This window comes from Gammaproteobacteria bacterium (genome assembly GCA_032250735.1).
GTDB lineage: Bacteria > Pseudomonadota > Gammaproteobacteria > SZUA-152 > SZUA-152 > SZUA-152.
Genome location: JAVVEP010000027.1, coordinates 16,069 through 39,782, shown reverse-complemented (window position 1 = coordinate 39,782; position 23,714 = coordinate 16,069). Strand labels below are relative to the sequence as shown.

Annotated in this window: 23 protein-coding genes and 2 tRNA genes; 10 read left to right on the top strand and 15 right to left on the bottom strand. The window is 57.9% G+C overall.

Going from position 1 to position 23,714, the window contains the following annotated elements; genetic code table 11:
• From RRB22_13195 to RRB22_13175, 5 genes are all read left to right on the top strand, one after another.
• On the top strand, positions 1–191 hold a 191-nt coding region (locus tag RRB22_13195), incomplete at its 5' end, for a hypothetical protein (GenBank protein ID MDT8385359.1).
• 48 nt (positions 192–239) lie between these two features.
• Positions 240–1,016, top strand: a complete 777-nt coding sequence (locus RRB22_13190; protein ID MDT8385358.1) for a site-specific integrase — start codon at positions 240–242, stop codon at positions 1,014–1,016.
• 79 nt (positions 1,017–1,095) lie between these two features.
• Entirely contained in the window at positions 1,096–1,275 is a 180-nt protein-coding gene (locus RRB22_13185; GenBank protein ID MDT8385357.1) for a hypothetical protein, read from the top strand.
• The gene (locus tag RRB22_13180; GenBank protein MDT8385356.1) at positions 1,272–1,520 is read left to right on the top strand and encodes a hypothetical protein; all 249 of its coding nucleotides are present in this window, start codon (positions 1,272–1,274) and stop codon (positions 1,518–1,520) included. Before RRB22_13185 ends, RRB22_13180 begins: the two co-directional genes overlap by 4 nt.
• A complete protein-coding gene (locus RRB22_13175) occupies positions 1,504–1,752 on the top strand; it encodes a hypothetical protein (GenBank protein ID MDT8385355.1) in 249 nt (82 codons plus the stop codon). The genes RRB22_13180 and RRB22_13175 overlap by 17 nt, the downstream gene beginning before the upstream one ends.
• A 219-nt stretch (positions 1,753–1,971) precedes the next feature.
• On the opposite strand, the gene RRB22_13170 is transcribed toward RRB22_13175, so the two are convergent.
• The 7 genes from RRB22_13170 to recA form a co-directional block, all read right to left on the bottom strand.
• A tRNA-Arg gene (locus RRB22_13170) sits at positions 1,972–2,048 on the bottom strand.
• 124 nt (positions 2,049–2,172) lie between these two features.
• Positions 2,173–2,262 (bottom strand) — tRNA-Ser (locus RRB22_13165).
• Between the two features lie 266 nt (positions 2,263–2,528).
• The gene (gene csrA / locus RRB22_13160; protein MDT8385354.1) at positions 2,529–2,717 is read right to left on the bottom strand and encodes a carbon storage regulator CsrA; all 189 of its coding nucleotides are present in this window, start codon (positions 2,715–2,717) and stop codon (positions 2,529–2,531) included.
• Positions 2,718–2,868: 151 nt separating this feature from the next.
• The gene (locus RRB22_13155) at positions 2,869–4,113 is read right to left on the bottom strand and encodes an aspartate kinase (GenBank protein MDT8385353.1); all 1,245 of its coding nucleotides are present in this window, start codon (positions 4,111–4,113) and stop codon (positions 2,869–2,871) included.
• A gap of 144 nt (positions 4,114–4,257) precedes the next feature.
• Complete coding sequence (alaS, locus tag RRB22_13150) at positions 4,258–6,885, bottom strand: alanine--tRNA ligase (protein MDT8385352.1); 2,628 nt, start codon at positions 6,883–6,885, stop codon at positions 4,258–4,260.
• Between the two features lie 41 nt (positions 6,886–6,926).
• Positions 6,927–7,472, bottom strand: coding sequence for a regulatory protein RecX (locus RRB22_13145; protein MDT8385351.1), 546 nt, complete (start codon positions 7,470–7,472; stop codon positions 6,927–6,929).
• Positions 7,473–7,477: 5 nt separating this feature from the next.
• Positions 7,478–8,554, bottom strand: a complete 1,077-nt coding sequence (gene recA / locus RRB22_13140; GenBank protein MDT8385350.1) for a recombinase RecA — start codon at positions 8,552–8,554, stop codon at positions 7,478–7,480.
• Between the two features lie 243 nt (positions 8,555–8,797).
• Here recA and RRB22_13135 point away from each other — a divergent pair, with 243 nt between their 5' ends.
• The gene (locus RRB22_13135) at positions 8,798–9,691 is read left to right on the top strand and encodes a WYL domain-containing protein (protein MDT8385349.1); all 894 of its coding nucleotides are present in this window, start codon (positions 8,798–8,800) and stop codon (positions 9,689–9,691) included.
• On the opposite strand, the gene thpR is transcribed toward RRB22_13135, so the two are convergent.
• The 3 genes from thpR to RRB22_13120 all read right to left on the bottom strand — a co-directional run bounded on the left by thpR (position 9,685) and on the right by RRB22_13120 (position 12,486).
• Positions 9,685–10,287, bottom strand: a complete 603-nt coding sequence (thpR, locus tag RRB22_13130; protein MDT8385348.1) for an RNA 2',3'-cyclic phosphodiesterase — start codon at positions 10,285–10,287, stop codon at positions 9,685–9,687. The genes RRB22_13135 and thpR overlap by 7 nt on opposite strands.
• Complete coding sequence (locus RRB22_13125; protein ID MDT8385347.1) at positions 10,268–10,777, bottom strand: nicotinamide-nucleotide amidohydrolase family protein; 510 nt, start codon at positions 10,775–10,777, stop codon at positions 10,268–10,270. Before RRB22_13125 ends, thpR begins: the two co-directional genes overlap by 20 nt.
• A 320-nt stretch (positions 10,778–11,097) precedes the next feature.
• Entirely contained in the window at positions 11,098–12,486 is a 1,389-nt protein-coding gene (locus RRB22_13120) for a diguanylate cyclase (GenBank protein ID MDT8385346.1), read from the bottom strand.
• Positions 12,487–13,108: 622 nt separating this feature from the next.
• On the opposite strand from RRB22_13120, the gene RRB22_13115 reads away from it, so the two are divergent.
• Entirely contained in the window at positions 13,109–13,513 is a 405-nt protein-coding gene (locus RRB22_13115; protein MDT8385345.1) for a PA2779 family protein, read from the top strand.
• Positions 13,514–13,567: 54 nt separating this feature from the next.
• Positions 13,568–14,584, top strand: a complete 1,017-nt coding sequence (locus RRB22_13110) for a PA2778 family cysteine peptidase (GenBank protein MDT8385344.1) — start codon at positions 13,568–13,570, stop codon at positions 14,582–14,584.
• Between the two features lie 7 nt (positions 14,585–14,591).
• On the opposite strand, the gene gspF is transcribed toward RRB22_13110, so the two are convergent.
• From gspF to gspC, 4 genes are read right to left on the bottom strand one after another with little or no spacing between them, the layout of a single operon-like run.
• On the bottom strand, positions 14,592–15,803 hold the full coding sequence (gspF, locus tag RRB22_13105) for a type II secretion system inner membrane protein GspF (GenBank protein ID MDT8385343.1): 1,212 nt from the start codon (positions 15,801–15,803) through the stop codon (positions 14,592–14,594).
• Entirely contained in the window at positions 15,803–17,350 is a 1,548-nt protein-coding gene (gene gspE, locus RRB22_13100) for a type II secretion system ATPase GspE (protein ID MDT8385342.1), read from the bottom strand. Before gspE ends, gspF begins: the two co-directional genes overlap by 1 nt.
• A gap of 26 nt (positions 17,351–17,376) precedes the next feature.
• Positions 17,377–19,515, bottom strand: a complete 2,139-nt coding sequence (gspD, locus tag RRB22_13095) for a type II secretion system secretin GspD (protein ID MDT8385341.1) — start codon at positions 19,513–19,515, stop codon at positions 17,377–17,379.
• Positions 19,516–19,564: 49 nt separating this feature from the next.
• Positions 19,565–20,479, bottom strand: coding sequence for a type II secretion system protein GspC (gene gspC, locus RRB22_13090; protein ID MDT8385340.1), 915 nt, complete (start codon positions 20,477–20,479; stop codon positions 19,565–19,567).
• Between the two features lie 384 nt (positions 20,480–20,863).
• Here gspC and RRB22_13085 point away from each other — a divergent pair, with 384 nt between their 5' ends.
• Positions 20,864–21,493 (top strand): DUF1566 domain-containing protein, encoded by a 630-nt coding sequence (locus RRB22_13085; protein MDT8385339.1) that lies wholly within the window; start codon positions 20,864–20,866, stop codon positions 21,491–21,493.
• Positions 21,490–21,981 carry a DUF1566 domain-containing protein gene (locus RRB22_13080; GenBank protein MDT8385338.1) on the top strand — a complete coding sequence of 164 codons (492 nt, stop codon included), beginning with the start codon at positions 21,490–21,492 and terminating at the stop codon, positions 21,979–21,981. Before RRB22_13085 ends, RRB22_13080 begins: the two co-directional genes overlap by 4 nt.
• A gap of 25 nt (positions 21,982–22,006) precedes the next feature.
• On the opposite strand, the gene RRB22_13075 is transcribed toward RRB22_13080, so the two are convergent.
• Positions 22,007–23,587 (bottom strand): peptide chain release factor 3, encoded by a 1,581-nt coding sequence (locus RRB22_13075; protein ID MDT8385337.1) that lies wholly within the window; start codon positions 23,585–23,587, stop codon positions 22,007–22,009.
• Positions 23,588–23,714 lie beyond the last annotated feature (127 nt).

The window sequence follows — 23,714 nt, the reverse complement described above, 5'->3', positions numbered from 1 at the left end:
ACGTTGGGGGCTTTGCCAGAACCAAAACTTACCCACAGATTCTGCTGAAGAGCCGAATATTTAGATCTGCTGGGACTTCCGACCGAATAGCCGCCCAAGAATTTCACGACAAATTAAAGGTCGAATACTGGCGCCTTCAAAAACTTGGATATCGTCATTCTTACACCTGGTCGCAAGCTGTTGTGCAGTGACTGAAAGAACAGTCTCATAAAAAATCACTTAGTGATGACAAGCATCACTTGAAAAAACTAGATACTCACCTGCGTGGTGTTTTGCTTACCGATATAAATCGCGGTTTGATTGAAAAAATCACGACAGCTCGCTGTCAGGAGAAAGTAAAGCCTGCGACGGTCAATAGAATGCTGGAGGTTTTGCGGGCAATCCTTCGACGTGCCGAGAATCATTGGGAATGGCTTGATAAGGCACCACACGTGCGCATGTTGCCAGAGCCAAAAATACGCATTCGGTATTTAACCACAGTAGAGTTTTCGAGATTGATTGCTGAGTTACCCAATCATCTTGCTTATATGGCCTCATTTTCGATTTGCACGGGATTGCGAGAAAATAACGTTACTCAATTAAACTGGTCGCAAATTGATATGAGTCGTTCTGTCGCCTGGATCCATTCTGATCAATCTAAGACAGGCAAGGCAATAACTGTTCCACTTTCACTTGAAGCAAAGGCGCTTCTTAAAGATTTGGAAGGTAATCATTCACACTTTGTTTTTACCTATCAAAAATGGAACGCAAAAATAAAACGATTTGAAAATGTTCCTGTGTCCCGTGCCAATAACCATGCCTGGCGAAAAGCTCTAGTGCGTGCCGGTATTGAGAACTTTCGTTGGCATGATCTCCGACATACCTGGGCGTCGTGGCACATTCAGAATGGAACTCCTTTGCATGTTCTCCAAGAACTTGGTGGCTGGTCTTCGACCGAGATGGTAAAGCGCTACGCACATCTTTCCCCAGGTCATCTGTCTGAATATGCTGGCAATGCGAATCGAAAAATAATTTAAATAAATGCAAATAATTCCTTGACAATAAGTTACGGGGTAACTATATTCTGTTTACACACTCAAGAAAGGGAACAAAACAATGGCCAATCCAACCCAACAAACAATTAATCAAGTAGCAGATCGTCTTGAAAGTGCATTACGGGAATTACATGAAAATTCATTAAATGCTATTGATCAAGATGATTTAGATCGTTTTAATTCTTATTTTATTCATGAAATTTCAAGTGCTAATTATATTTTACATGGAGAAACGAAATGATTGATTACAGCAATGTCAAAGCGAAAACCCAAGAATCGGCATTAGAAAAAGAACTAGATGTCCCAGAATTCTTCACAAAAATATGGCAGGAATTTATAAATAATCCACAAGATGATCATGCTAGTAGTAATATTTTTGCCATGTTGCTGGGCATGAAAATGCTTAAAAGCACAATTGAAGTACATATAGATATTGATACATTGTTAGAAATCGTGACGATTCAAATCAATGAAAGATCCTGCTGATAAAGACACCCAGGACGCTTTACCCGGTCGTCCTGGCCGACCTCGCCTCAACGATCTGGCCCCTCTTACAAATGCTGAACGGCAGAAGCGGTATCGGGATTCGCAAAAGGAAAGGGTGGAAGTGAAAATCTATCTTGATCGAAAAATACACAATCAGTTGAAGCGTGCCGCCAAACGCTCTCAGATCGCGCTGAGCGAGCTTATCGTGTCAGTGCTGGCAAAGATCAAGTGAATTTGAATTTGGTCGTGCAACGACCGCTAAACGCCCTTCCAGCCGATGTTTGAAAAGGCGCGTGAGTTTCAATTCATGAAATGTCATGTAAATGCCCACATGCCACCCTGAAGACATCTTTTAAAAATGCTTGTTGATACAAAATTGATACAAAAACCGGAGGTTTTGCAATGATAGATATCAAAAAGGCCAGTAAGTCACTGACCTTATTGACAATTATGGTGCGCCCGGAGAGATTCGAACTCCCGACCGCCTGGTTCGTAGCCAGGTACTCTATCCAACTGAGCTACGGGCGCGTAAGAAAAGAGGTGCGATTATGCGGATGTGCTTATAGCCTGTCAATTGTGACGAGCTTGCGCATCCTCGCACCCGTACTGCATTTCGCATTAGCAGTTATATACCACCACCAATGGAGAAATATGGTGGAGAGCGAGGGATTCGAACCCTCGATGGGCGTTAACCCATACGCCCTTAGCAGGGGCGCGCCTTCAGCCGCTCGGCCAGCTCTCCATACACCGTCTACATCAACACGCAAAATCGGCAGGGGCGCTATTCTCCCAGAAATATCGGCATTAGAAAACCCATTTCCGCCGAACAGGGACAACTAAACGGCTGCCACGGATAAATCCGTCGCTGCGTCTGCTGAAAGTAAGATGGTGGCACGGTAAAAACGCGCATCAACGAACTAAACTGCGGAAAGGGTATTGCCTTCGAGTCAGGAAAATAACCGCAAACAAGCATTAGCCTTGTTTGCGGTTGCGACGAAACGGTCTACTTCAGGCCGTCGACCCCTGCGGATCTTTTTCGCTTTGGATACGCTCGTAAATTTCTTCACGGTGTACGGATACTTCTTTAGGGGCGTTCACCCCGATGCGGACCTGGTTGCCTTTGACGCCCAGGACAGTCACGGTGACATCATCTCCAATGATCAGGGATTCACCCACGCGTCGCGTCAAAATTAACATTGCTTGTCTCCTTGTTTGCTAGCAATCATCCAGCGCACCCTGGGGTAGCGGAGAAAGTGCTATCGGCATTTACTTTCATAATTGCAGTCTTGCTTTGCATTTCTATGCACCACATCGCACACCTTCCCTGTGTGCAATTACGACCTATCCACTACTGCGATAGTTCGACAGACTGCTCCAAACCAAAACCACTGTGCAATGCTCGCACGCCCAGTTCCAGATACTTTTCATCCACCACCACCGAGATCTTGATCTCGGAGGTGGAAATCATGCGGATATTGATGCCTTCTTTGGCCAGGATCTCAAACATCTGGCCAGCAATACCGGCGTGTGAGCGCATGCCCACACCGACCAGTGAAATCTTGACGATCTTGTCGTCGGCACTCACTTCACGTGCCCCCAGGCTTTTGGCGACCTTATCCAGCACCGCCTGCGCCCGCACAAAATCATTGCGATGCACGGTGAAGGTAAAGTCCGTCGTGCCGTCGGCGCCCACGTTCTGGATAATCATATCCACTTCGATGTTCGCCTCACCCACGGGGCCGAGGATCTGATAGGCCACTCCTGGGTGATCCGGCACACCCAGCACCGTCAATTTTGCCTCATCCTTATTAAAAGCGATGCCTGAAATCAGCGCCTGTTCCATGCCTTCTTCCTCGTAACTGATCAGCGTCCCTGTTTGCCCATCGATATTCTCTGCAAAGCTGGACAACACCCGCAGCGGCACATTGTATTTACCCGCAAACTCCACCGCGCGGATCTGCAACACCTTGGAACCCAGGCTTGCCATCTCCAGCATCTCCTCAAAGGTGATGCGATCCAGCCGTCGTGCCTTCGGTTCCACCCGTGGATCAGTGGTGTAGACCCCATCCACATCAGTATAGATCTGGCACTCATCCGCCTTGAGCGCGGCGGCAAGCGCCACGGCCGTGGTATCCGACCCGCCGCGGCCCAGCGTCGTAATATTGCCGTGTTCATCGGTGCCCTGAAAACCGGCCACCACCACGACCTCATCGGCCGCCAGGGCATCACCCACCCGCTGTTTGTCGATATCGAGAATGCGCGCCTTGTTGTGCGCCATATCCGTGAGAATGCGTACCTGTCCGCCCGTAAAGGAGCGGGCCGGCACGCCGCGCTTGTGCAGCGCCATTGTCAGCAGGGCGATCGTCACCTGCTCACCCGTGGACAACAACACGTCCAGTTCACGACCGCCCGGCTGCGGATCGATCGCCGTGGCGAGCTCCAGCAGCCGGTTGGTCTCTCCACTCATGGCCGAGACCACCACCACAACCTGATGCCCCAGTGCACGAAAGGCGCCAATCTTTTCTGCCACGTGCTCGATGCGTTCCACCGAGCCGACCGACGTCCCACCGTATTTTTGGACAATCAACGACATTTCAGTGGTCCGTCACAAAGATGTAAATAAAACACTACTTTATACTCAACAGAAGTTCATTGTAGGACAATTCCTACACGATAGACAAGAAATACCTTGCTCCAACACAGCCCATTCAAACCCTGCGTCCATAAGGGACGGGGATCACTGCTCACTCAACTGCGATCTCACCCACTCCGGCACGGCCTGCAAGGCCGCATCCAGACCCGCGGGATCTTTACCACCTGCCATCGCCAGGTCAGGCCGACCGCCACCCTTACCACCGACCTGCTGCGCGACGACATTGACCAGGTCACCGGCCCGCACGCGACCGGTTTCCGCCTTGGTCACACCGGCCACCAGGCTCACCTTGTCGCCTTCCACGGTAGCGAGAATCACCACCGCCGCACCCAGCTTGTTCTTCAACTGATCCACCGTGTCGCGCAACGCGCGGGCATCGGCGCCCTCCAGCTTTGCGGCCAGCACCTTGAGACCATCGATCTCCACCGCACTGGCCGCCAAATCGCCGCCCTGGCTGCTGGCCAGTTTGGCCTTCAGCTGCTCCAGTTCCTTTTCCAGCGCACGACTGCGCTCGATAAGCTGCGCCACCCTGGTCTCTGCGCTACCGGTATCGGCTTTCAACAGGCCCGCGATCCGCGCCAGATTCTTTTCGGTTTCACCGATATAACGCAGCGCCGCCTCGCCCGCCACCGCCTCGATACGACGCACACCGGCCGCGACACCCGCCTCGGAGATAATCTTGAACAGACCGATATCGCCGCTACGTGTGACATGTGTGCCACCACACAGCTCCACCGAGAAATCGCCCATGCGCAGCACGCGCACCACGTCACCGTACTTCTCGCCAAACAGCGCCATCGCACCCGAGGCAACGGCCTCATCCTGCGACATCAGCCGGGTTTCCACCGCCAGGTTGGCGCGGATCTGCGCATTAACCAGCGCCTCGATCGCCGCCAGCTGCTCAGGGCTGATCGCCTCAAAATGTGAAAAATCAAAACGCAGACGCTCGGCCTCGACCAGCGAGCCCTTCTGCTGCACGTGCTCCCCCAGCACCTGACGCAAGGCTGCGTGCAACAGATGGGTTGCGGAGTGATTGCAGGCGGTATCTTGCCGACGCTGGGCGTCCACCTGCGCCTCGGCACTTTTACCGACAGCCACGCTACCCGACTGCACCCGCACCTGATGCAAAAACACATCGCCCTGCTTTTGGGTGTCGAGCACGGTAAGCCGCGCGTCGCCGATGGTGAGCACACCATGGTCGCCGGCCTGTCCGCCGGATTCCGCATAAAATGGCGTGCGATCCAGTTGCAGCAGGCCTTCATCCCCCGCCGTCAGGGTCTCTGCCGCCGCGCCATCGCGGAACATGGCCACTACCTTGCCACTGTCCTGCAAGTGCTCATAACCGGTAAACTCTGTCTGGCCACTTATTGTTAGCCCAACACCTGAGGCAACGCCAAAGCTGCTTGCCGCGCGCGCGCGTTCGCGCTGCGCATCCATCGCCGCCTCGAAACCCTGCATATCCAGACTCAAGCCACGTTCCCGCGCAATATCCGCAGTCAGGTCAACCGGAAAGCCGTAGGTATCGTAAAGTTTGAAGACGGTCTCACCCGAAATTTCCTTGCCGGAAAGATTCGCCATCGTCTCTTCCAGGATGCCCATCCCATGATCCAGGGTTTCGGCAAAACGTTCTTCTTCCTGCTTCAGGACACGCTCTACTTGTGGTTTGGCTTTCAGCAGTTCCGGATAGGCCTCACCCATTTCGTCACACAAGGTCGCCACCAGCCTGAAGAAAAACGGCTCCCGCAGGCCCAGCTTGTGACCATGCCGGATGGCGCGGCGAATAATGCGGCGCAGCACATAACCGCGCCCCTCGTTAGAAGGCACCACACCATCCACCACCAGAAAGGCGCAGGCGCGGATGTGGTCGGCAATAACGCGCAACGAGGTATTGGTGAGATCTTCATGCCCGGCCAGTTTGGCGATGGCGACAATGAGGGGCTGAAACAGGTCGGTGTCGTAATTGTTGTGTACGCCCTGCAAGACCGCGGCAAGACGTTCCAGGCCCATGCCGGTATCGACCGAGGGCTTGGGCAAGGGATTCATGTTGCCCGCCGCATCCCGGTCAAACTGCATGAACACCAGATTCCAGATTTCGATGTAGCGATCACCATCCTCTTCCGGTGTGCCGGGCGGGCCGCCGGCCACATCAGCACCATGATCATAGAAAATTTCCGAGCAGGGACCACAGGGGCCGGTGTCACCCATGGACCAGAAGTTATCACTTTCGTGTTCTCTGCCACCGGGCTTGTCACCAATGCGCGAGAAACGGGAGGGATCGACGCCGATTTCGTTTAACCAGATATCGGCGGCTTCATCGTCTTCGGAATAGATGGTGATCCACAGGCGGTCCGCCGGCAGCCTGGCGACCTCGGTGAGAAACTCCCAGGCAAACTGGATCGCCTCACGCTTGAAATAATCGCCAAAACTGAAATTACCCAGCATCTCGAAAAAGGTGTGGTGGCGAGCGGTATAACCCACGTTTTCCAGATCATTGTGCTTACCGCCGGCACGCAGACAACGCTGGGTGCTGGTGGCGCGCTTGTAACTGCGCTTGTCCTGGCCGGTAAAGACCTCTTTAAACTGCACCATACCGGCATTGGTAAACAACAGGGTGGGATCATTGGCGGGCACCAACGAGCTGCTGGCCACCAGTTCATGGCCATGCTGACGAAAATAATCCAAAAACAGTTTGCGAATCTCTGCACTTTTCATTGTCTGGTTTCAGCCTGCCCTTTGATGTTGGTTATCCACTCTTAACTGTCATCCAGCACCTCGCGGATCTGGTCGCTGGTAAATCCCCGGTACTGAAGAAAACGGGCCTGACGGGCCCGTTCCTTAAAATCGTCCGGCAAATCTGCCCCGAAGCGCTTGCTCTTCACCTGCGCCGCCTGCTCAAACCACTGGGGATCCCCGATATCGAGGTAGGTGGACTGTATTTTCTCACTCACACCGCGTTCGCGCAATTCACTTTGGATGCGTCGCGGGCCATAACCATGATTACACCGATAACGCACGAACGCCTCGGTGAACCGTGCATCGTTCACCAGGCCCTCGTCCGCCAGCTGCCCAACCACGGCGGCCACGATGTCGGCAGCGTAATCCCTGTCACCCAGCTTTTTGTGCAATTCGGCCACCGAATGCTCGCGGCGCATCAGCAAGTCCATGGCCTTTTTACGCACCGTCTTGCGCAGCTCCTTGTCGGCCGTTTCCGCTGATGACGCCTGCGGTAGCGCCGGGTCGGCCGATGCTACCGCATTCCGTGAGTCCTCACTACTCATGCCGCCGAAACGCCGGCCCATCTCCGTTACGCCTCTGCCTCGGCGGCCTCGTCTGCCGCTTCATCTGCGGCGTCGACTGCGGCCTTCGCGGCCTTCGAGGTCCCCGTCGCAGCCGGCAGCAGCCGGGCGCGGATCTGGGCCTCGATACCCTCGGAAATCGCCGGATTTTCCTTGAGGAAGGCCCGTACATTGTCCTTACCCTGACCGATGCGGTCACCATTGTAGCTGTACCAGGCGCCACTCTTGTCGATAATGCCTTCCTGCACACCCAGGGTGATGATCTCTCCCTCGCGGGAAATCCCCTCGCCATAGAGGATGTCGAATTCCACCTTCTTGAAGGGCGGCGCCACCTTGTTTTTCACGACCTTGACGCGGGTCTCGTTACCCAGGATCTCCTCACCCTTTTTCACCGCACCGATGCGGCGGATATCCAGGCGTACCGAGGAATAGAATTTCAGGGCATTACCACCGGTGGTGGTCTCGGGATTGCCGAACATCACCCCGATCTTCATGCGAATCTGATTGATGAAGATTACCAGGGTATTGGTGCGCTTGATGTTCGCAGTGAGCTTGCGCAGGGCCTGTGACATCAAGCGGGCCTGCAGGCCCACATGGTGGTCACCCATATCACCCTCAATCTCCGCCTTCGGCGTCAGCGCGGCAACCGAATCCACCACCACGATATCCACCGCGCCGGAGCGCACCAGCATGTCGGTGATCTCCAGGGCCTGCTCACCCGTATCCGGCTGCGACACCAGCAGCTCATCCACATTCACGCCCAGCTTTTCGGCATAGGAGGGGTCCAGCGCGTGCTCGGCATCCACAAAGGCCGCCGTGCCGCCCTGCTTCTGGATCTCGGCAATCACGTGCAGGGTCAGGGTGGTTTTACCGGACGACTCCGGCCCGTAAATTTCCACCACGCGACCCTTTGGCAGCCCGCCTATCCCCAGCGCCAGATCCAGTCCCAGCGAACCCGTGGACACCGTCTCGATATCACGGTTTGCGCTGGCGTCACCCATGAGCATCACCGAGCCCTTACCAAACTGCTTCTCGATCTGCCCCAGTGCCGCGCTCAATGCCTTTTTCTTGTCGTCTGCCGCCATGATCCTCTCCTCCTGGTTTAACTGTCTGTCACTGATTCGTTGTGTCATCCCGTCCACCCGCCCGTTACGGCTGCGGATATCCGGTAACTGGGGCAGACTGTAGACGCTACATTTAACGCTGTCAATACTTTTTATCACCTTGCTATTTATTACCCCATTATAAATTCTACAGAGACAGGCGTGGCAATCACCGATATACTTCCCGGGATTTCTGCGGCAAGCCGACAAAGGGGTGTGATTGCAATGGCCAGGATGATGAGCGATATCAAATGGGGGACCCGCCAGCGGCTCCAGCACATCGAGATCATGGCCTATTACACCGGCGTCATCACCCGCAGCGACCTTGCCAGGGCCTTTGGCATCTCCGATGCCGCCGCCACCAAGGATCTGAAGCTCTACAATGAGCTGGTGCCGGACAACCTGATCTACCGCCACAGCGTATTTGGGTTTGTGCCCGCCGAGGGCTTCCAGCCCCACTTCAGCGAGCTTGCCCCGGACACCATCCTGTCCATGATCGCCGCCAATCTGGCGACGGCAGACGGCCCCTACGGCGATCAACCGCTGTATGGCGTTCCCACGGAATCCCTGCCCCTGCCCACCCGCCTGCCGGGGCGCGAGATACTGGCCCAGATCCTTCGGGCCATCAAACAGGGCCGCAAACTACAGGTAAGTTATCACTCACTTTCGGGGCGTGAGGTAGACCCGGAGAGCAGCCAGGAACGGCTACTGGAGCCCCATGCCCTGGTCAACACCGGGCTGCGCTGGCACCTTCGCGCCTACAATGAAGAGACCTACGATTTTCGGGACTTTGTGCTCTCGCGTTTCACCGCCGCCCGCATGCTGACAGAGCCCGCCGAATCCAGCGCCCAGTACGATGATGACTGGAGCGAGCTGGTGACCCTGCAGCTCAGCCCCCACCCGCTGCTCGACCCGCAAAAGCGCGCCCGCCTGCTGATGGATTATCACCATACAGAGGGGCGTATCGAGCTGCAGGTGCGGCGCGCCCTGATCGCCTACGTGCTACAACGCCTCGCCGTGGATACCACGGTCGATCACAGCATGAACCCCAATGCCCACCCGCTGGTCGTCCTCAACCGGGATGAGGTCGAGGCCTTTGCCGGCTGGGCCTTTCAGTAGTCACGACGGAGCGACCACTCCCGCAGTACCTCGTAAGTCACCCCCGGCGGCCGGGCAACGGAGCGCACCAGCACAAAGCCGCTGACCGGCCATGACAGGGGGGCAAACGGTGCCTCCAGCAGCCCGACCGGCACGCGGGTCACCTTGCGCATCAGGGTGAGGTGTGGCCGATAGGGGCGGGTCTCCGGCGATAGCCCGCATTCCCTGGACCCCGTAGACAACTGCTCGACCAGCAGGCTCAGTGGCGCCGGTGTCTCGCCAGCGCCCAGCCACAAGACCCGGGGGCGGGGCCAGTGGCCGAACTGATCGAGCCTGAGCTCAAACGGCGGGCAGGCGAGACCCTCCGCGAACGTCGTGGCCTGCCCCTCAAGACACGCCTGCTGCTGCGCATCGACGTCACCCAGAAAGACCAGGGTGATATGCAGATTTTCCATGGCTACCGGCCGGCCCTGCACCGCCTGCAGCAGCGGCCGGCCACAGTCCGCCAGCCGCTGGCGCAGCGCACCGTCAGGCCAGAGGGCAAAAAACAGGCGCTGAGGCCTGTCCCGGGGATCACTATCGGCCGGATCTGGGGGGTTAGGCGGGGGCCTGGTCATCCAGCAACTCCAGCACACCGTGCAAGGCGGATCTCACCGTCTGCGCACGCACGGCGGCCCGGTCGCCGCTGAAATGCGCGGTGCGCACCACCGGCTCTGTACCCGCAACCAGCCAGGCCAGACACACCAGTCCCACCGGCTTGTCCGCGGTGCCGCCCGAGGGTCCGGCGATTCCGCTCACCGCCACCGCCATCTCGGCCCGACTCTGCGCCAGGGCCCCCATCACCATCTCGCGCACCGTCGCCTCACTCACCGCACCATGGCGGCTCAGCGTCGCCGCCGACACGCCAAGCATCTCCTGTTTGGCCTCGTTGGAATAGGTGACAAACCCCCGCTCAAACCACTGCGAGCTGCCGGCGATATCGGTGAGCGCCGCCGCGATACCGCCTCCGGTACAGGACTCGGCCGTCGCCAGCCGCCAGCCACGGGCGAGCAAGGCCTCGCCCACCCGCTGTGCCAGCGCAGCGATATCTGTGTTGGAGGTATTCATTTGCAGAAGCCTAGCCCATGCCGGCAACGAGGTCACCCAATCTGACACCCCGCCCGGCAGCCAGATGGGCACCCAGGCAGACACAGCGCCATAAACGATAAGATGCCGGACGCAGGGACGACAGGGAATCAGGGGGAGAGACGGGAACAGGCACCGCGCCGATAGTCCCTATAAAAACAGGGTGCGCCTTCATCGGCTCGCCGGATGCGAGCGCCGGCGATGGTCCATAGGGGAAATTTTCGCCGCCATTGGCTTCGGTGATGTCGGTCGGTTGGGGCAGGCACCCGGCGTGATCAGGCGGGCAACGGTACGGCTACGGGCTAATGCGCCCTGGCCTGCTGATCCGTATCGAGACCACTCACCACCGTGCAATCCCGGCCCTTGCGTTTGGCGGCATACAGCGCAGCATCGGCGCGCTCGATCAGGCTGCTGGGGGTCTCGCCGGCCTGGAATTGCGCCACACCCGCGGAAAAGGTCGGCAACACCACGGCATCGGTCCCCCTCACCTTGGTCACCTCGGCAACACGCCGGCGCACCTTGCCCAGGGCGCAGACCACACCTTCCTGTGCCGTATTGGGCAGCAGGACGGCAAATTCCTCGCCGCCATAGCGGGCCACCAGATCGTGGTGACGAAAGATCGACAGCACCTCATCGGAATAGGCGCGCAACACATCATCACCCGCCGCATGCCCACGCAAATCGTTGATGCGCTTGAAAAAATCCAGATCTATCAACACCAGACTCAGAGGAAACCCGTGGCGCTGCACGCGGCTGACCTCATCCTCCAGACGCCGCATGAAGGCGCGGCGATTCGGCAGGCGCGTCAGCTCATCCGTCAGACTCAGCAGGCGCACACGATCGAGCTCTTCGCTGAGCTGCAGGTTGTCGTCCTCAATAATGCTGAGATATTCCTGGGCGCGGGTGAATTTATTCCCCAACGCCTGATGCCCCTCCGTCATCGCCTCCAAGGTCTGCACCAGTTCGCAACGGCGCATTTCGAGATCGTCAATGGCGGAGGCCTGTTGTAGCGTCGCCAGGGCATCGTTGAGCAGCCTGCCGAAACTGTCGTTCTCGGCCACCGCCTCGCCCATTTGCGCCACAAAATCGGCCTGCAGCTTTTGCATCTCCTCGCGCTTTTCATCCAGGTGCGCACGATAGGCGCTGTTCACCTTGAAATCGGTGACGGACTCGCTGCTGTCATGCGCTGGATTATCTGCGGGAGGCCGCGGCACCGCGCGCCTCTCCACCGGCTGGGGTGGCGGCGAGGGGGGCGGGGTTTGGCGGGCGGGGGTAACGGCCTGGGTTGGCCCGCCAAAGCGCTCGATCACCGGGCCCAGGGCCGGGGCCAGATCATCCCCATTAAAGCTGTTCGACTGCACCAGCTCGTCCGCGATGGCCTCCACGGATCGATTCAGCACCCCCAGTTCGGAGACAGACAGGGGCGGCATCAGGCGCAACTGCACCAGCCGCAAATGCGTATGCAAGGGAGAATCCGCCGGTATCTGCGAGATACAGGCCTCCATCAACATATCCAGAAAACTGGCGTATGCCTCTTCCGTCCTGCGGTGCTCGCTCTCCATTTCGGACAACATCTGCTCGATGTGTCCATGAATGATGGCGCCTGACGGTGAACGTTTCAAATCCCCCAGCAAGGTCAGAACCTTGCTCAATACGGGCGAATGTTGAACGTCCCGTTCTTTAATCTCCATTACCACATGCCTCTATACTTCAGACGTTGTCAGACGCCCTTCTATCACCGCAACGCAACACCGGGAGCAGAAACACTCAGCAATGCATCACTCCTTCATTCAATAATCCCGCCACGCCATCCTCGCCGCTGCCATCGCTGCCGAGAAGGACAAACATGGCAGGATACCCGTTCGTAGGCCCGCCTTCATTGCCGCCCAAAGCCGTGCGCGCGCAACCGTACACTATCAGTTTCATCTGGGCAACCATAAATATACTTATCGCTGCCGGCCATCCCCAGCAGCGCCGGAATCGACCGTGGCCCGTGTCACTGATCAGGGCCGCCCATTTCGGGGAGACCGGTCACTTATCCATTTAGAGATACTTTACCACAGCTCCTGATCGAAAACTGCACAAACCTACACCCACCGGTTGAGCGGATCATAACAAGCGGTTGTTACACGCCGACATATCCCTTGCGGTTCCGTCAACGGATGTGCCATAAGATGTGCCATGGGAATTATTCTACTTGGTAGAGCTATACTATAAATGGCGCGCTGGCACAGAAGATAAAAAACCAACCGGCACGCATCAGCAACCCTTCATCAATAAATAACCCTCCATCACTAAATAAAGGTGAACAACATGAATATGTCCAAAGCCATTACCCGTGCAACGGCAAAAGTACTGTTACTGATGTTTGTATCGATAAGCGGCTTTATCCCCATGACCCAGGCCGCCATGATCGGTACACCGCAAATCATGGACCAGGCGCGGGCCCAGCAGGACCGCGCCCAGCTTGCCTCCCTGCTGCAGCGTGACGACCTGGTGGCCCAGCTGGAACAGGCCGGTGTCGACCCGCAACAGCTGCAGGCCCGCATTGCCACCCTCACGGATCAGGAAGTCGCCACGCTCACCGAACAGCTGAATCAGCTGCCGGCCGGCAGCGGCATTCTCGGCACTGCGGTGTTCATCTTTCTGGTGTTGCTCGCCACCGATATCCTGGGCTTTACTGACGTCTTTCCCTTCGTAAAGAAGACCATTAATTAAGCGACACCCGAACAAGACCGCCTCACGATTCTACAAAACCCGGTAACCCGTAGCGTGGGGCGGCCTGCCTTTCTCATCCGAATTTTACTCTATTGCCTGATTGCCGTCGTTGCCGGCTGCGCCAGCGCACCCCAGACCCAGCAGCTGCTACAGTCGACCAGCGGCCTGCCCGGCCACAGCGAAATCACCGACACCCCCTTTTTTCCGCAACAACGTTATCAGTGCGGACCCGCCGCCCTGGCCACGGTACTCAAGCATAGCGGGGTAGCGATTGATGCCGCCGCCCTCGTGGATGAGGTCTATCTGCCTTCCCGGCAGGGATCACTTCAAATCGAGATACTCGCCAGCAGTCGCCGTCACGGTCGCCTGCCTTACCGCATCCCGCCGGAGATGACGGCGCTACTGCGTGAGATTGCCGCCGGCAACCCGGTACTGGTGCTACAGAATCTGGCACTCAGCTGGGCGCCCCAGTGGCACTACGCCGTGGTGGTGGGCTTTGATATGGCGCAACGCGAGATCATCCTGCGCTCCGGAACTGAGCCCCGCCACCGCATCGATATGCATACCTTCGAACACACCTGGGCACGCAGCGGCTATTGGGGCATCGTGGTACTTCCCGCCGACCGGCTACCGGCCACCGCCACCGCCGAGGCCTATTTACGCGGCGTGGTCGACCTGGAAAGTACCCGGCAGGCCGATCGCTGGCAACGGGTCAACACGGCCTATCGCACCGCGCTGTCGCGCTGGCCACACAACCTTGTTGCACAGATGGGTCTGGGCAACAGCGCCTATCAGCTGGCAGACCTGGACGCGGCGGAACAGGCCTTTCGTAACGCGATTCACGACCACCCGGAGGCCGCCGCGGCGCACAACAATCTGGCGCAGGTATTGCTGGAGCAGGCACTGAGTGCGCGGCCACCCGTCAACCAGTCTGCGGAAAAAGGCGCTAGGTCAGAGGCGTTAAGGGAGGCAGAAAGTCATGCGCAACGCGCGGTCGCTTTGGGAGGCCCCCATGCAGAGAGTTACCGTGCCACGCTGAGCGACATCCAGCAGGCCCAGGAAAAAGATTAGCCGGCGACTATTTCACCAGCTGATTCAGGTCAAAGATCGGCAGCAGAATGGCCAGTACGATCACCAGCACCACCCCGCCCATGCTCAAAATCAACAGCGGTTCAAACAGGCCCATCAGGCCGGAGATCAGTGTTTCCATTTCCCGCTCCTGGGCGGCGGCGGCGCGCTCCAGCATCTCTTCCAGATTTCCGCTGGATTCGCCGCTGGCAATCAGGTGCACGGTCATCGGCGGGAAATAGCCACAGGATTCTAACGCCAGATAGATACCGGAACCTTCGCGCACACGTCTGGCCGCAGCTTCCACTGCCTCACGCATCGGCAGGTTATTCATTACCTGCGAGGAAATCCGCATACCATCCAGCACCGGCACTCCACTGGCCACCAGAATACTGAAGGTGCGCGCAAAACGCGCGGTCTCCAGACCTTTCACCAACCGGCCAATCAGCGGCATAACCAGTAATAGCCGATGAAAATAAAACCGCACGTGATATAGCCGCAAGGCATAGACAAAGGCGACAGCCACAACCAGCAGGACAATAAATATGGCAATACCGTAGCTTTGCAGAAATTCACTGCTGGCAATCAGGCCACGCGTCAGTACCGGCAACTCCTGGCCAATATTGTCAAACACTTGCACCACCTGTGGCACCACATACGCCAGCAACAGGATCACCACGGCAATCGCCACCAGGGTCAACAGGGTGGGGTAGATCAGGGCCAGCATCATCTTCTGCGACAGCTGCTGTCGTGACTCGGTGTAGTCCGCCAGACGCTCCAGCACCACGTCCAGATGGCCGGTCTGTTCACCCGCCGCCACCGTGGAACGGAACAGCTCGGAAAATACATGGGGGAAATCGGCCAGCGCATCGGCCAGCGTATGGCCTTCCAATACGCGCGAGCGCACTGCCGCCATCATACTTTTGAGGCGCGACTTTTCGGTCTGCCTGGAGACCGTGGAAAGGGTTTCATCGATCGGCATGCCGGAGCGTACCAAGGTCGCCCACTGGCGGGTAATCAACGCCAGGTCGGTGGAGCTGATGCCACGCCGAAACAGGGCGCGCTTGCTGCGGGCCTCGCGCTGTTGCACGGCCTCCACCGACAATGGTGTGAGCCCCTGTTCACGCAGCTGCTGACGAATCTGTCGCGCCGCATCGCCTTCCAGCAGGCCGGTTTTTTCGCGGCCACGGGCATCTAGTGCAGTGTATTCAAACGCGCCCATCAATCTTCTCTTGTAACGCGCAAGACCTCTTCGACACTGGTATCGCCCGCCAGTACCCGACGCAGACCATCCTGCCGGATACCGGGACTGCTGCGGCGCACGTAACGCTCGATTTCATGTTCGCTGGTGCCATCATGAATCATGGTCCGCAGCTCATCATTGATGGTCACCAGTTCATAGATGCCGGTGCGGCCGGCATAGCCCTGATAGTTACAGTGCTTGCAGCCCTCGGCCTTGTAAAAGGTCGGCGGATGGGCCGCGTCCAGACCAAAGCGTTCGCAATCCACGGCATTGGCGGTATAGGGCTGTCGGCATTCCTTGCACAGCAGCCGCACCAGCCGTTGCGCCAATACACCCAGCAGGGTCGATGACAGCAGAAAGGGTTCCACGCCCATGTCGCGCAGACGGGTGACCGCGCCCACGGCACTGTTGGTATGCAGGGTTGAAAGCACCAGATGGCCGGTGAGTGACGACTGCACGGCAATCTCCGCCGTCTCCAGGTCACGGATCTCACCCACCATCACCACGTCCGGATCCTGGCGCAGGATCGCGCGCAGGCCGCGGGCGAAGCTCATGTCCACCTTGGTATTCACATTGGTCTGGCTGATGCCGTCGAGGTCGTATTCCACCGGGTCTTCGACGGTCATGATATTGCGTTTATGGTCATTGAGCTGGGTCAGCACCGCATACAGCGTGGTGGTTTTACCCGAGCCGGTGGGCCCGGTCACCAGAATGATGCCGTGCGGTTTATGGATCACCGCATCCATGCCCTCACGGGTGCCGTCCTCCATGCCCAGATGCGAAAGATTGAGCCGACCGGCCTGCTTGTCCAGCAGGCGCATCACCACCCGTTCACCCTGCCCGGTGGGGATAGTGGAGACGCGCACATCCACTGCCCGCCCGGCGACACGCAGTCCGATGCGGCCATCCTGCGGCAGGCGTTTTTCGGCGATGTCCATTTTCGCCATCACCTTGATGCGCGACACCAACAGCGGCGCCAGCACGCGGCGGGGCGTCAGCACCTCGCGCAGCATGCCGTCGACGCGAAAACGCACCAGCAGTCGCGTCTCGTAGGGTTCGATATGGATATCCGAGGCGTCTTCCTTGATGGCCTGGGTCAGCAGCGCATTGATCAGCCGAATGATCGGCGCATCATCCTCGCTCTCCAGCAGGTCTTCCGGTTCCGGCAGGGCCTGCGCCACGGCAAACAGATCGGCCTCATCATCCAGGTCATCCATCATCAACATGGCCTCACCCGAATGCTGCTCATAGGCCTTTTGCAGGCGGGCATCAAACTCATCGGCGTCGATGGTCTCAAAATGCACGGGGACCGACAAAAACCGGCGCACCTCGGCCAGGGTCGCGCTGCTGACACCGGGGCGCATCAAGGCCACCACCGGTTCAGCGTTTGCCTCACTCACCATCACCCCGTTGCGCTTGGCAAATACAAACGGCAGGGCGAGCCTGCCGGGGGCGGCAGACGGCTCGTTCTCGGCGAGCACCGGTTCGACCAGCGTATGGTGCGCGATATCGACGACGTTATTCATGGCAGACTCTGACCAGGCAATCTGGATTAGCGTTCATCATCATCTGCTGCGGACAATGCCACCGAGGCGCCGCTTTCGGTGGCGGCCCGTGGTGCGGGTGCGTTGCGCTGATTGTCTTGATGATTGTCTTGCATGGATGACTGTGTATCGGCGGGCTCCTGACTAAAGGGAACCGGCAGCTCCAGCAGCTCCTCCCTTTCGGGCAACATCGGATGCGACTCATCCGACAACAGCTTCACGCCATCCTCATTCAACTCCAATTGCTTGGCGCGAATATAGTTATATTTGGTACGGGTCAGATTAAGACTGTGGGTCTTGGTGCGCAGAATCGTGGGGCGCAAAAATACCATCAGATTGGTTTTCACCTTTTTCACCGAGGTGTAACGGAACAGCGCGCCCAGTAGCGGGATATCCCCCAGCAACGGCACCTTCTGCTCGGTCTCGACCAGGTCGTCCTTGATCAAGCCACCCAACACCAGGGTCTTGCCGTCATCCACCAATACCGTGGTATCAATGGAGCGTTCGCTGGTCACAATATCCCCGGCGCCGGCCGAGCCACCGGCCACGCCCTCGACGGTCTGCTCGATATCGAGGCGTATGGCGTCACCCTCGTTGATCTGCGGCTTCACCTTCAAGCGGATGCCGACCTGCTTGCGCTCAAAGGTGGTAAACGGGTTGACCGAGGAGGTCGATGAGCCTGTATTCGAAAAAGAGCCCGTGGGAATGGACAGCTCCTGACCCACAAAAATCTCGGCCTCTTCGTTATCCATGGTGACCAGGTTGGGTGTCGACAGCACATTGGTGACCCCATCACCCTCCAGGGCGCGGATCAGGCCGGCAAAGTTGAAGGTGCTGCTGTTGAACCGGCCCAGGCCGACCGTCACCCCCGCGCCGATGGCGGACAGTGCGGCGGCGGCGCCACTGGCGCCCGCTGCCGCCGCCGTCGCGGCACCCTGGGCAACACCGGAAATACTGCTGCTGCCACTACCAAAATTGATCGCGCCCACCGGGTTGTCAGCGCCACTGCCGTCAAACAACCACTGCACGCCCAGCTCTGCCGCCCGGTCCGAGGACACCTCGGCGATGATGGCCTCCACCATCACCTGGGCACGACGGATATCCAGCTGTGCAATCACCGACTGCAGGGAACGGAAGACAGAAGGAGACGCGGTGATCACCAGGGCATTGGTGCTCTCATCCGCCTGCACATCAAAGGGCTGATCGCTGGCCGACGGCGCCGCTGGCGCCGCCGCCTTCTTGCCCTGGGTTTTCTGGATCTTGCCCACCCCGGTCAACACCGGCACCAGGTCCTCGGCCTTGGCATAACGCAGATAAATGACATGCGTATCACCCACCACGGCGGCCGGCGTATCCAGGTGCGAGATAATCGCCCGAATCTGTAACCGCTCCGCACGCTCACCACCCACCAGGATACTGTTGGTGCGCTCATCCGCCACCAGCATCGGCTTGCTGTCCTGGGGACTGGCCTTGGCGGCCTGCTGCTGCAGGCTGGTCAACACCCGCACCAGATCCGAGGCAATGGCATTTTCCAGGGGGATGATTTCTATCTCGCCGCTGTTCGGCTGATCGATGCGTTCGATGATCTTCACCAACCGTTCAATGTTGCCGGAACGATCAGAGATGATCAGCACATTGCTCTGCGGATAGGCCGCAAGATGGCCCTGTGGCGGCACCAAGGGGCGCAGGATGGGCACCAGTTGCGCGGCCGTGACATGCTCCACCTGGATGACCCGGGTAACGGCCTCATCACCCCTGCCCGGTCGTTCCGGTGAGGCCAAGGGCATGGCGCTGTGCTTGGCATTGGCGTCTGGCACAATCTTGATTGCCTCGCCACTGGGAATCGCGGCGAAACCATGCACCTCGAGGATGGACAGAAAGACCTGGTAGACCTCGCCCTTGCTCATGGGCCGATTGGAGATCAGGGTCACCTTGCCTTTCACCCGCGGGTCAATGATGAAGTTTTTACCCGTCACTTCGGCAATACTGCTGATCACGGCGCTGAGCTCGGCCCCCTTGAAATTGAGCGTCGTCGTTTCCGCGGCGAAACTGATCGGCAATCCCATCAGCAGGAGTCCGGCGCCCAGCATCAAACGCCACCCTGTTACCCGTTTTTGTTGTTGTTCCAACAAGTGCTCCTTGTTCATTCCATTCCCCGGCCGCCTGCGACCCGTATTATTTCAGGTTTTCACCACGTTAATCGACATGAAAGGCAAACGACTCCATCACCCCATTGCGCTCAACCTCCAGGGTCACCGACGTCGCTGTCGATAAGTCCCGCATGATTTCCAGCGCCTTGATGGGATTATTCAGTGCCACCCCATTTACACCGGTCACCACGTCACCACTCTTGAGGCCAAAACGTCCCAGCAGCTCTTTGTCTTTTCCGGGACGGATACGATAGCCCTTGAGCTGTCCCGAGTCTTTCTCGATTACCGGCGAGGCGCTGACCAGATTCATCAGGCTCTGAGGATTATTGATCAGGGCATCGCGGTATTCCCGCAACAACGACGCATTATCGGTCGTACCCGCCTGTTGCACGGCGCGACCCGGCGCGGCGCTTACCGGATCCGGAGACACCTCCACATTGGCCTGCTCCTCCCTGGGCAGGCGCAGTGTCTCCATCCGCCCGCGGTATTCGAGGATCACCCGGTCGACATAGATTTCCCGTAGCACAGCATTTCCGGGCAGGCTTGCATCAATCGCATAGGCCTCTTCAATGCCCTTGCCATCGGCGATGATCGCCCGCGCAGCCACCGGATCGGACGAAGCCAGCACGCCCAGCAATTTCAGGTTCAGTTGGGTATCGGGGGCATCGACAACCTTGGCAATGGGTGCAGCCACCACCTGACTGGCATCACCAAACAGGTGCCACTGACTGATCTGGGCGCTATTAGCCGGCGTGGACTTGCCCGCCGACGGCGATGCATCTGCAACACGCGTCGGAATCAGCAAAGGTTCCTGCGGCTGGACGGGCAGCAGCTCCCAGGTCATCTGCGCCATGCCCTGCGCCAGCAGCACCATCAGCAACAACAGCACCACGACCGGCAGGCGTTTATCCAGCCCTGAGCTCGCCAGACGCGGCACGATACCCATTGCCCAATTAGACATGCCCCGCCCCACGTTGTGTCACGTTCATACCACCCGCCACTCGATTCACCTGCCTGCTCACATCGACCTCAGCAAAATTCTGCGGAAGATCCATAATACGCCAAAATTACGACGTCCTGATGACAAAATCTCAGACTCACGCGCCCGCATCGCGACTATTCAGCGAAAACGGGGGATTAGAAACGGCCTGCCCCAAACCGTGCTTATCTTTGAATTTAATGCACTTTTCAAGCCACCACCAGATAACGGCATCACAAATTACCAGTATTTGCGGACAACCACCAGCCCGCCCTGCAAGCCTTGTGTGACACTATTTTCTGCGAAATCGTTACAATCAGCGCAATTGTCCTCCCGATAAGCTGACGACAGACTAACGACAGGCCCATGCCGCGAAAACGCCTCTACCTGCTTCCCACCATTCTCACGGGCCTCATCTGGGGTGTCGCCAGCGCCGACGAGGCGCGCTTTATCCCGCTAGGCCCGACGGGGAAAACCCTGTCGGCCAATGAACAATCACAGACCGACTGGCCCTGTGTCTTTGATCGGGCCACCGGACTCACCTGGGAGGTAAAATCCCAGCGACCCGGGCGCCACTTCCATCTCAACACCTACAGCTGGTTTGACCCGGATCCCGCACGCAACGGTGGACTGGCCGGCGAGCCTGGCGGTACCGATTGCCGAGATAGCGTCTGTGACACCCAGAGCTTTATCCGTGCCGTCAACCAGGAGGCGCTGTGTGGCGCCCGGGACTGGCGCCTGCCCCATCGGGAGGAACTGCGTAGTCTGGTGGATTACACCACCGCGTATCCAGGTCCCACCCTCGACACCCGCGCCTTCCCCAATGCCATCGCCCAGTTCTACTGGTCCGCCGATACCGCCGCGGCCCAGACCTCGGAGGCCTGGGGCATAGGTTTCGCCTTTGGCTTTGACTATGCCTACTTCAAAAGCAACCGCGTACATGTGCGTCTGGTACGCGATGCACAGGCCGGGGCGCCGGGAGCCATCACACCATGAAGGCGATGTGCCTGGCACTGCTGGTTCTACTGGGCGTTGCCAGCAGTCCACTGCTGGCGCAATCCTGTAACAGCAAAATAAAGCCATCCACCCCCACCGCGCGCTTTACCGACAACCACGACGGCACCGTGACCGACCGGCGCACTGGCCTGCAGTGGGCACGCTGTAGTCTTGGGCAGCGACTGGAAAACGGCCTGTGCCGCGGAGAGGCACACCCTCTGCCGTGGGCAATCGTGTCACTAGTCATGGAAAAGGGCTGGCGGCTACCGACGATCACGGAATTGAATTCCGTAGTGGAGCTGAGCTGCGTCGAGCCGGCGATAAATACCGCCATCTTTCCCGACACCCTGCCCGGGGCTTACTGGTCGGCCACACGCTTCGTCAACAAAGACGGTGATTATTGGCAGGTGAATTTTCTACAGGGAGAGTCGGGCTCTGAACCCGCAGATACAGCCGCGTATGTCAGATTAGTGCGGGATACACCGTAGCCCTGCCATAAAAACCATCAGGTTTTCAGTGTTCCCGCGTCGAATGGAAACTGATATCCGGCCAGCGCTCCATGGTCAGTTCAAGGTTCACGCGGGTGGGCGCGATGTAGGTAAGGTTGTCGTCGCCGTCCAGGGCCAGATTATCGGCCGCCTTGCGTTTAAAGTCATTCAGCATCTTTTCGTCGGCACACTCCACCCAGCGGGCGGTGGCGACATTCACGTTTTCAAACAGGCACTCAACGTTATATTCGTGCTTCAGCCGATGAGCCACCACGTCAAACTGCAGCACACCCACCGCGCCGACGATGAGGTCGTTATTGTTCAACGGCCGAAATAATTGCGACGCGCCCTCTTCGCATAATTCCAGCAACCCTTTTTGCAGCGCCTTCATACGCAACGGATCTTTAAGCCGCGCTCGGCGAAACAGTTCTGGGGCAAAATGGGGAATGCCGGTAAATTTAAGCTCTTCCCCCTCGGTGAAGGTATCACCAATCTGAATCGTGCCATGATTATGCAGTCCGATAATGTCACCCGAATAGGCGTCTTCCACATGCTCACGATCCGCGGCCATAAAGGTAATCGCGGTGGGAATTTTTACCTCGCGACCAAGGCGCACATGCCTGACCTTCATGCCTTTGCGATACACGCCGGAGCAAATGCGCAGAAAGGCGATGCGATCACGATGTTTCGGATCCATATTGGCCTGAATCTTAAATACAAAGCCCGTGAAACTTGTCTCTTTGGCATCCACCACTCGGGTCAGGGTTTGGCGGGGTGGAGGGGATGGCGCATATTTGACCAGCGCATTGAGTAATTCGCGCACACCGAAATTGTTGATGGCCGAACCGAAATAGACCGGGGTGAGTTTTCCGGCGAGAAAGGCATCAAGATCAAATTCGTGGCTGGCACCGCGCACCAGTCCCACCTCTTCACGCAACTCTGCCGCCAGGCTTCCAAACAACTCATCGAGACGCGGGTTATCGAGCCCGGCAATCACCTCGCCTTCCTGAATCTTGCCGCCGTGCGTGGGGCTATAAAGATGGATCGTGTCACTGTAGAGATCGAACACACCCTTGAAACGCTTGCCCATGCCAATAGGCCAGGTCATGGGGGCGCACTGGATGCCCAGCACATCCTCCACTTCGTCCAGCAGATCCAGCGGATTACGACCCTCGCGGTCGAGTTTGTTAATGAAACTGATGATGGGCGTATCGCGCAGGCGACAGACCTCCATCAGCTTAACCGTCCGTTGCTCAACACCCTTGGCACAGTCAATCACCATCAGTGCAGAATCGGCGGCCGTGAGGGTACGATAGGTGTCTTCCGAGAAGTCCTCATGCCCCGGCGTGTCCAGCAGGTTGATGATGTGGTCCTGGTAAGGGAACTGCATGATGGAGGTGGTAACCGAGATACCTCGCTGCTGCTCCAGGGCCATCCAGTCGGAGGTTGCATGGCGTGCGGCCTTACGACCCTTAACCGTTCCGGCAAGCTGAATCGCGCGCCCAAACAGCAGCAATTTTTCGGTGAGCGTGGTTTTACCCGCATCGGGGTGAGAGATAATGGCAAATGCCCTACGACGTTCTACTTCTTGCAGGAACTCGGACATAAAATAGGTAGACTCGCTGCCAGCCGGTTTGCCTACCGTTGTGAGCTAACGGTGAGCCGTTTTGGAGGACTGGTTCTCTATGTGGCCAATGTGGCCAGCCTTGGCAGGCCATTCTGCACTAAACTCA

Excerpts from the sequence above, each read along its gene's own strand:
- RRB22_13075 (MDT8385337.1), bottom strand. The coding sequence starts at position 23,587 with ATGTCCGAGTTCCTGCAAGAAGTAGAACGTCGTAGGGCATTTGCCATT.
- recA (MDT8385350.1), bottom strand. The coding sequence starts at position 8,554 with ATGGCGGCAGACGACAAGAAAAAGGCATTGAGCGCGGCACTGGGGCAG.
- RRB22_13175 (MDT8385355.1), top strand. The coding sequence starts at position 1,504 with ATGAAAGATCCTGCTGATAAAGACACCCAGGACGCTTTACCCGGTCGT.
- RRB22_13180 (MDT8385356.1), top strand. The coding sequence starts at position 1,272 with ATGATTGATTACAGCAATGTCAAAGCGAAAACCCAAGAATCGGCATTA.
- RRB22_13185 (MDT8385357.1), top strand. The coding sequence starts at position 1,096 with ATGGCCAATCCAACCCAACAAACAATTAATCAAGTAGCAGATCGTCTT.
- gspE (MDT8385342.1), bottom strand. The coding sequence starts at position 17,350 with ATGAATAACGTCGTCGATATCGCGCACCATACGCTGGTCGAACCGGTG.
- RRB22_13080 (MDT8385338.1), top strand. The coding sequence starts at position 21,490 with ATGAAGGCGATGTGCCTGGCACTGCTGGTTCTACTGGGCGTTGCCAGC.
- gspD (MDT8385341.1), bottom strand. The coding sequence starts at position 19,515 with ATGAACAAGGAGCACTTGTTGGAACAACAACAAAAACGGGTAACAGGG.
- RRB22_13085 (MDT8385339.1), top strand. The coding sequence starts at position 20,864 with ATGCCGCGAAAACGCCTCTACCTGCTTCCCACCATTCTCACGGGCCTC.
- alaS (MDT8385352.1), bottom strand. The coding sequence starts at position 6,885 with ATGAAAAGTGCAGAGATTCGCAAACTGTTTTTGGATTATTTTCGTCAG.
- RRB22_13145 (MDT8385351.1), bottom strand. The coding sequence starts at position 7,472 with ATGGGCCGGCGTTTCGGCGGCATGAGTAGTGAGGACTCACGGAATGCG.
- RRB22_13135 (MDT8385349.1), top strand. The coding sequence starts at position 8,798 with ATGGCCAGGATGATGAGCGATATCAAATGGGGGACCCGCCAGCGGCTC.
- gspF (MDT8385343.1), bottom strand. The coding sequence starts at position 15,803 with ATGGGCGCGTTTGAATACACTGCACTAGATGCCCGTGGCCGCGAAAAA.
- RRB22_13155 (MDT8385353.1), bottom strand. The coding sequence starts at position 4,113 with ATGTCGTTGATTGTCCAAAAATACGGTGGGACGTCGGTCGGCTCGGTG.
- RRB22_13120 (MDT8385346.1), bottom strand. The coding sequence starts at position 12,486 with ATGGAGATTAAAGAACGGGACGTTCAACATTCGCCCGTATTGAGCAAG.
- RRB22_13125 (MDT8385347.1), bottom strand. The coding sequence starts at position 10,777 with ATGAATACCTCCAACACAGATATCGCTGCGCTGGCACAGCGGGTGGGC.
- csrA (MDT8385354.1), bottom strand. The coding sequence starts at position 2,717 with ATGTTAATTTTGACGCGACGCGTGGGTGAATCCCTGATCATTGGAGAT.
- thpR (MDT8385348.1), bottom strand. The coding sequence starts at position 10,287 with ATGACCAGGCCCCCGCCTAACCCCCCAGATCCGGCCGATAGTGATCCC.
- RRB22_13115 (MDT8385345.1), top strand. The coding sequence starts at position 13,109 with ATGAATATGTCCAAAGCCATTACCCGTGCAACGGCAAAAGTACTGTTA.
- gspC (MDT8385340.1), bottom strand. The coding sequence starts at position 20,479 with ATGTCTAATTGGGCAATGGGTATCGTGCCGCGTCTGGCGAGCTCAGGG.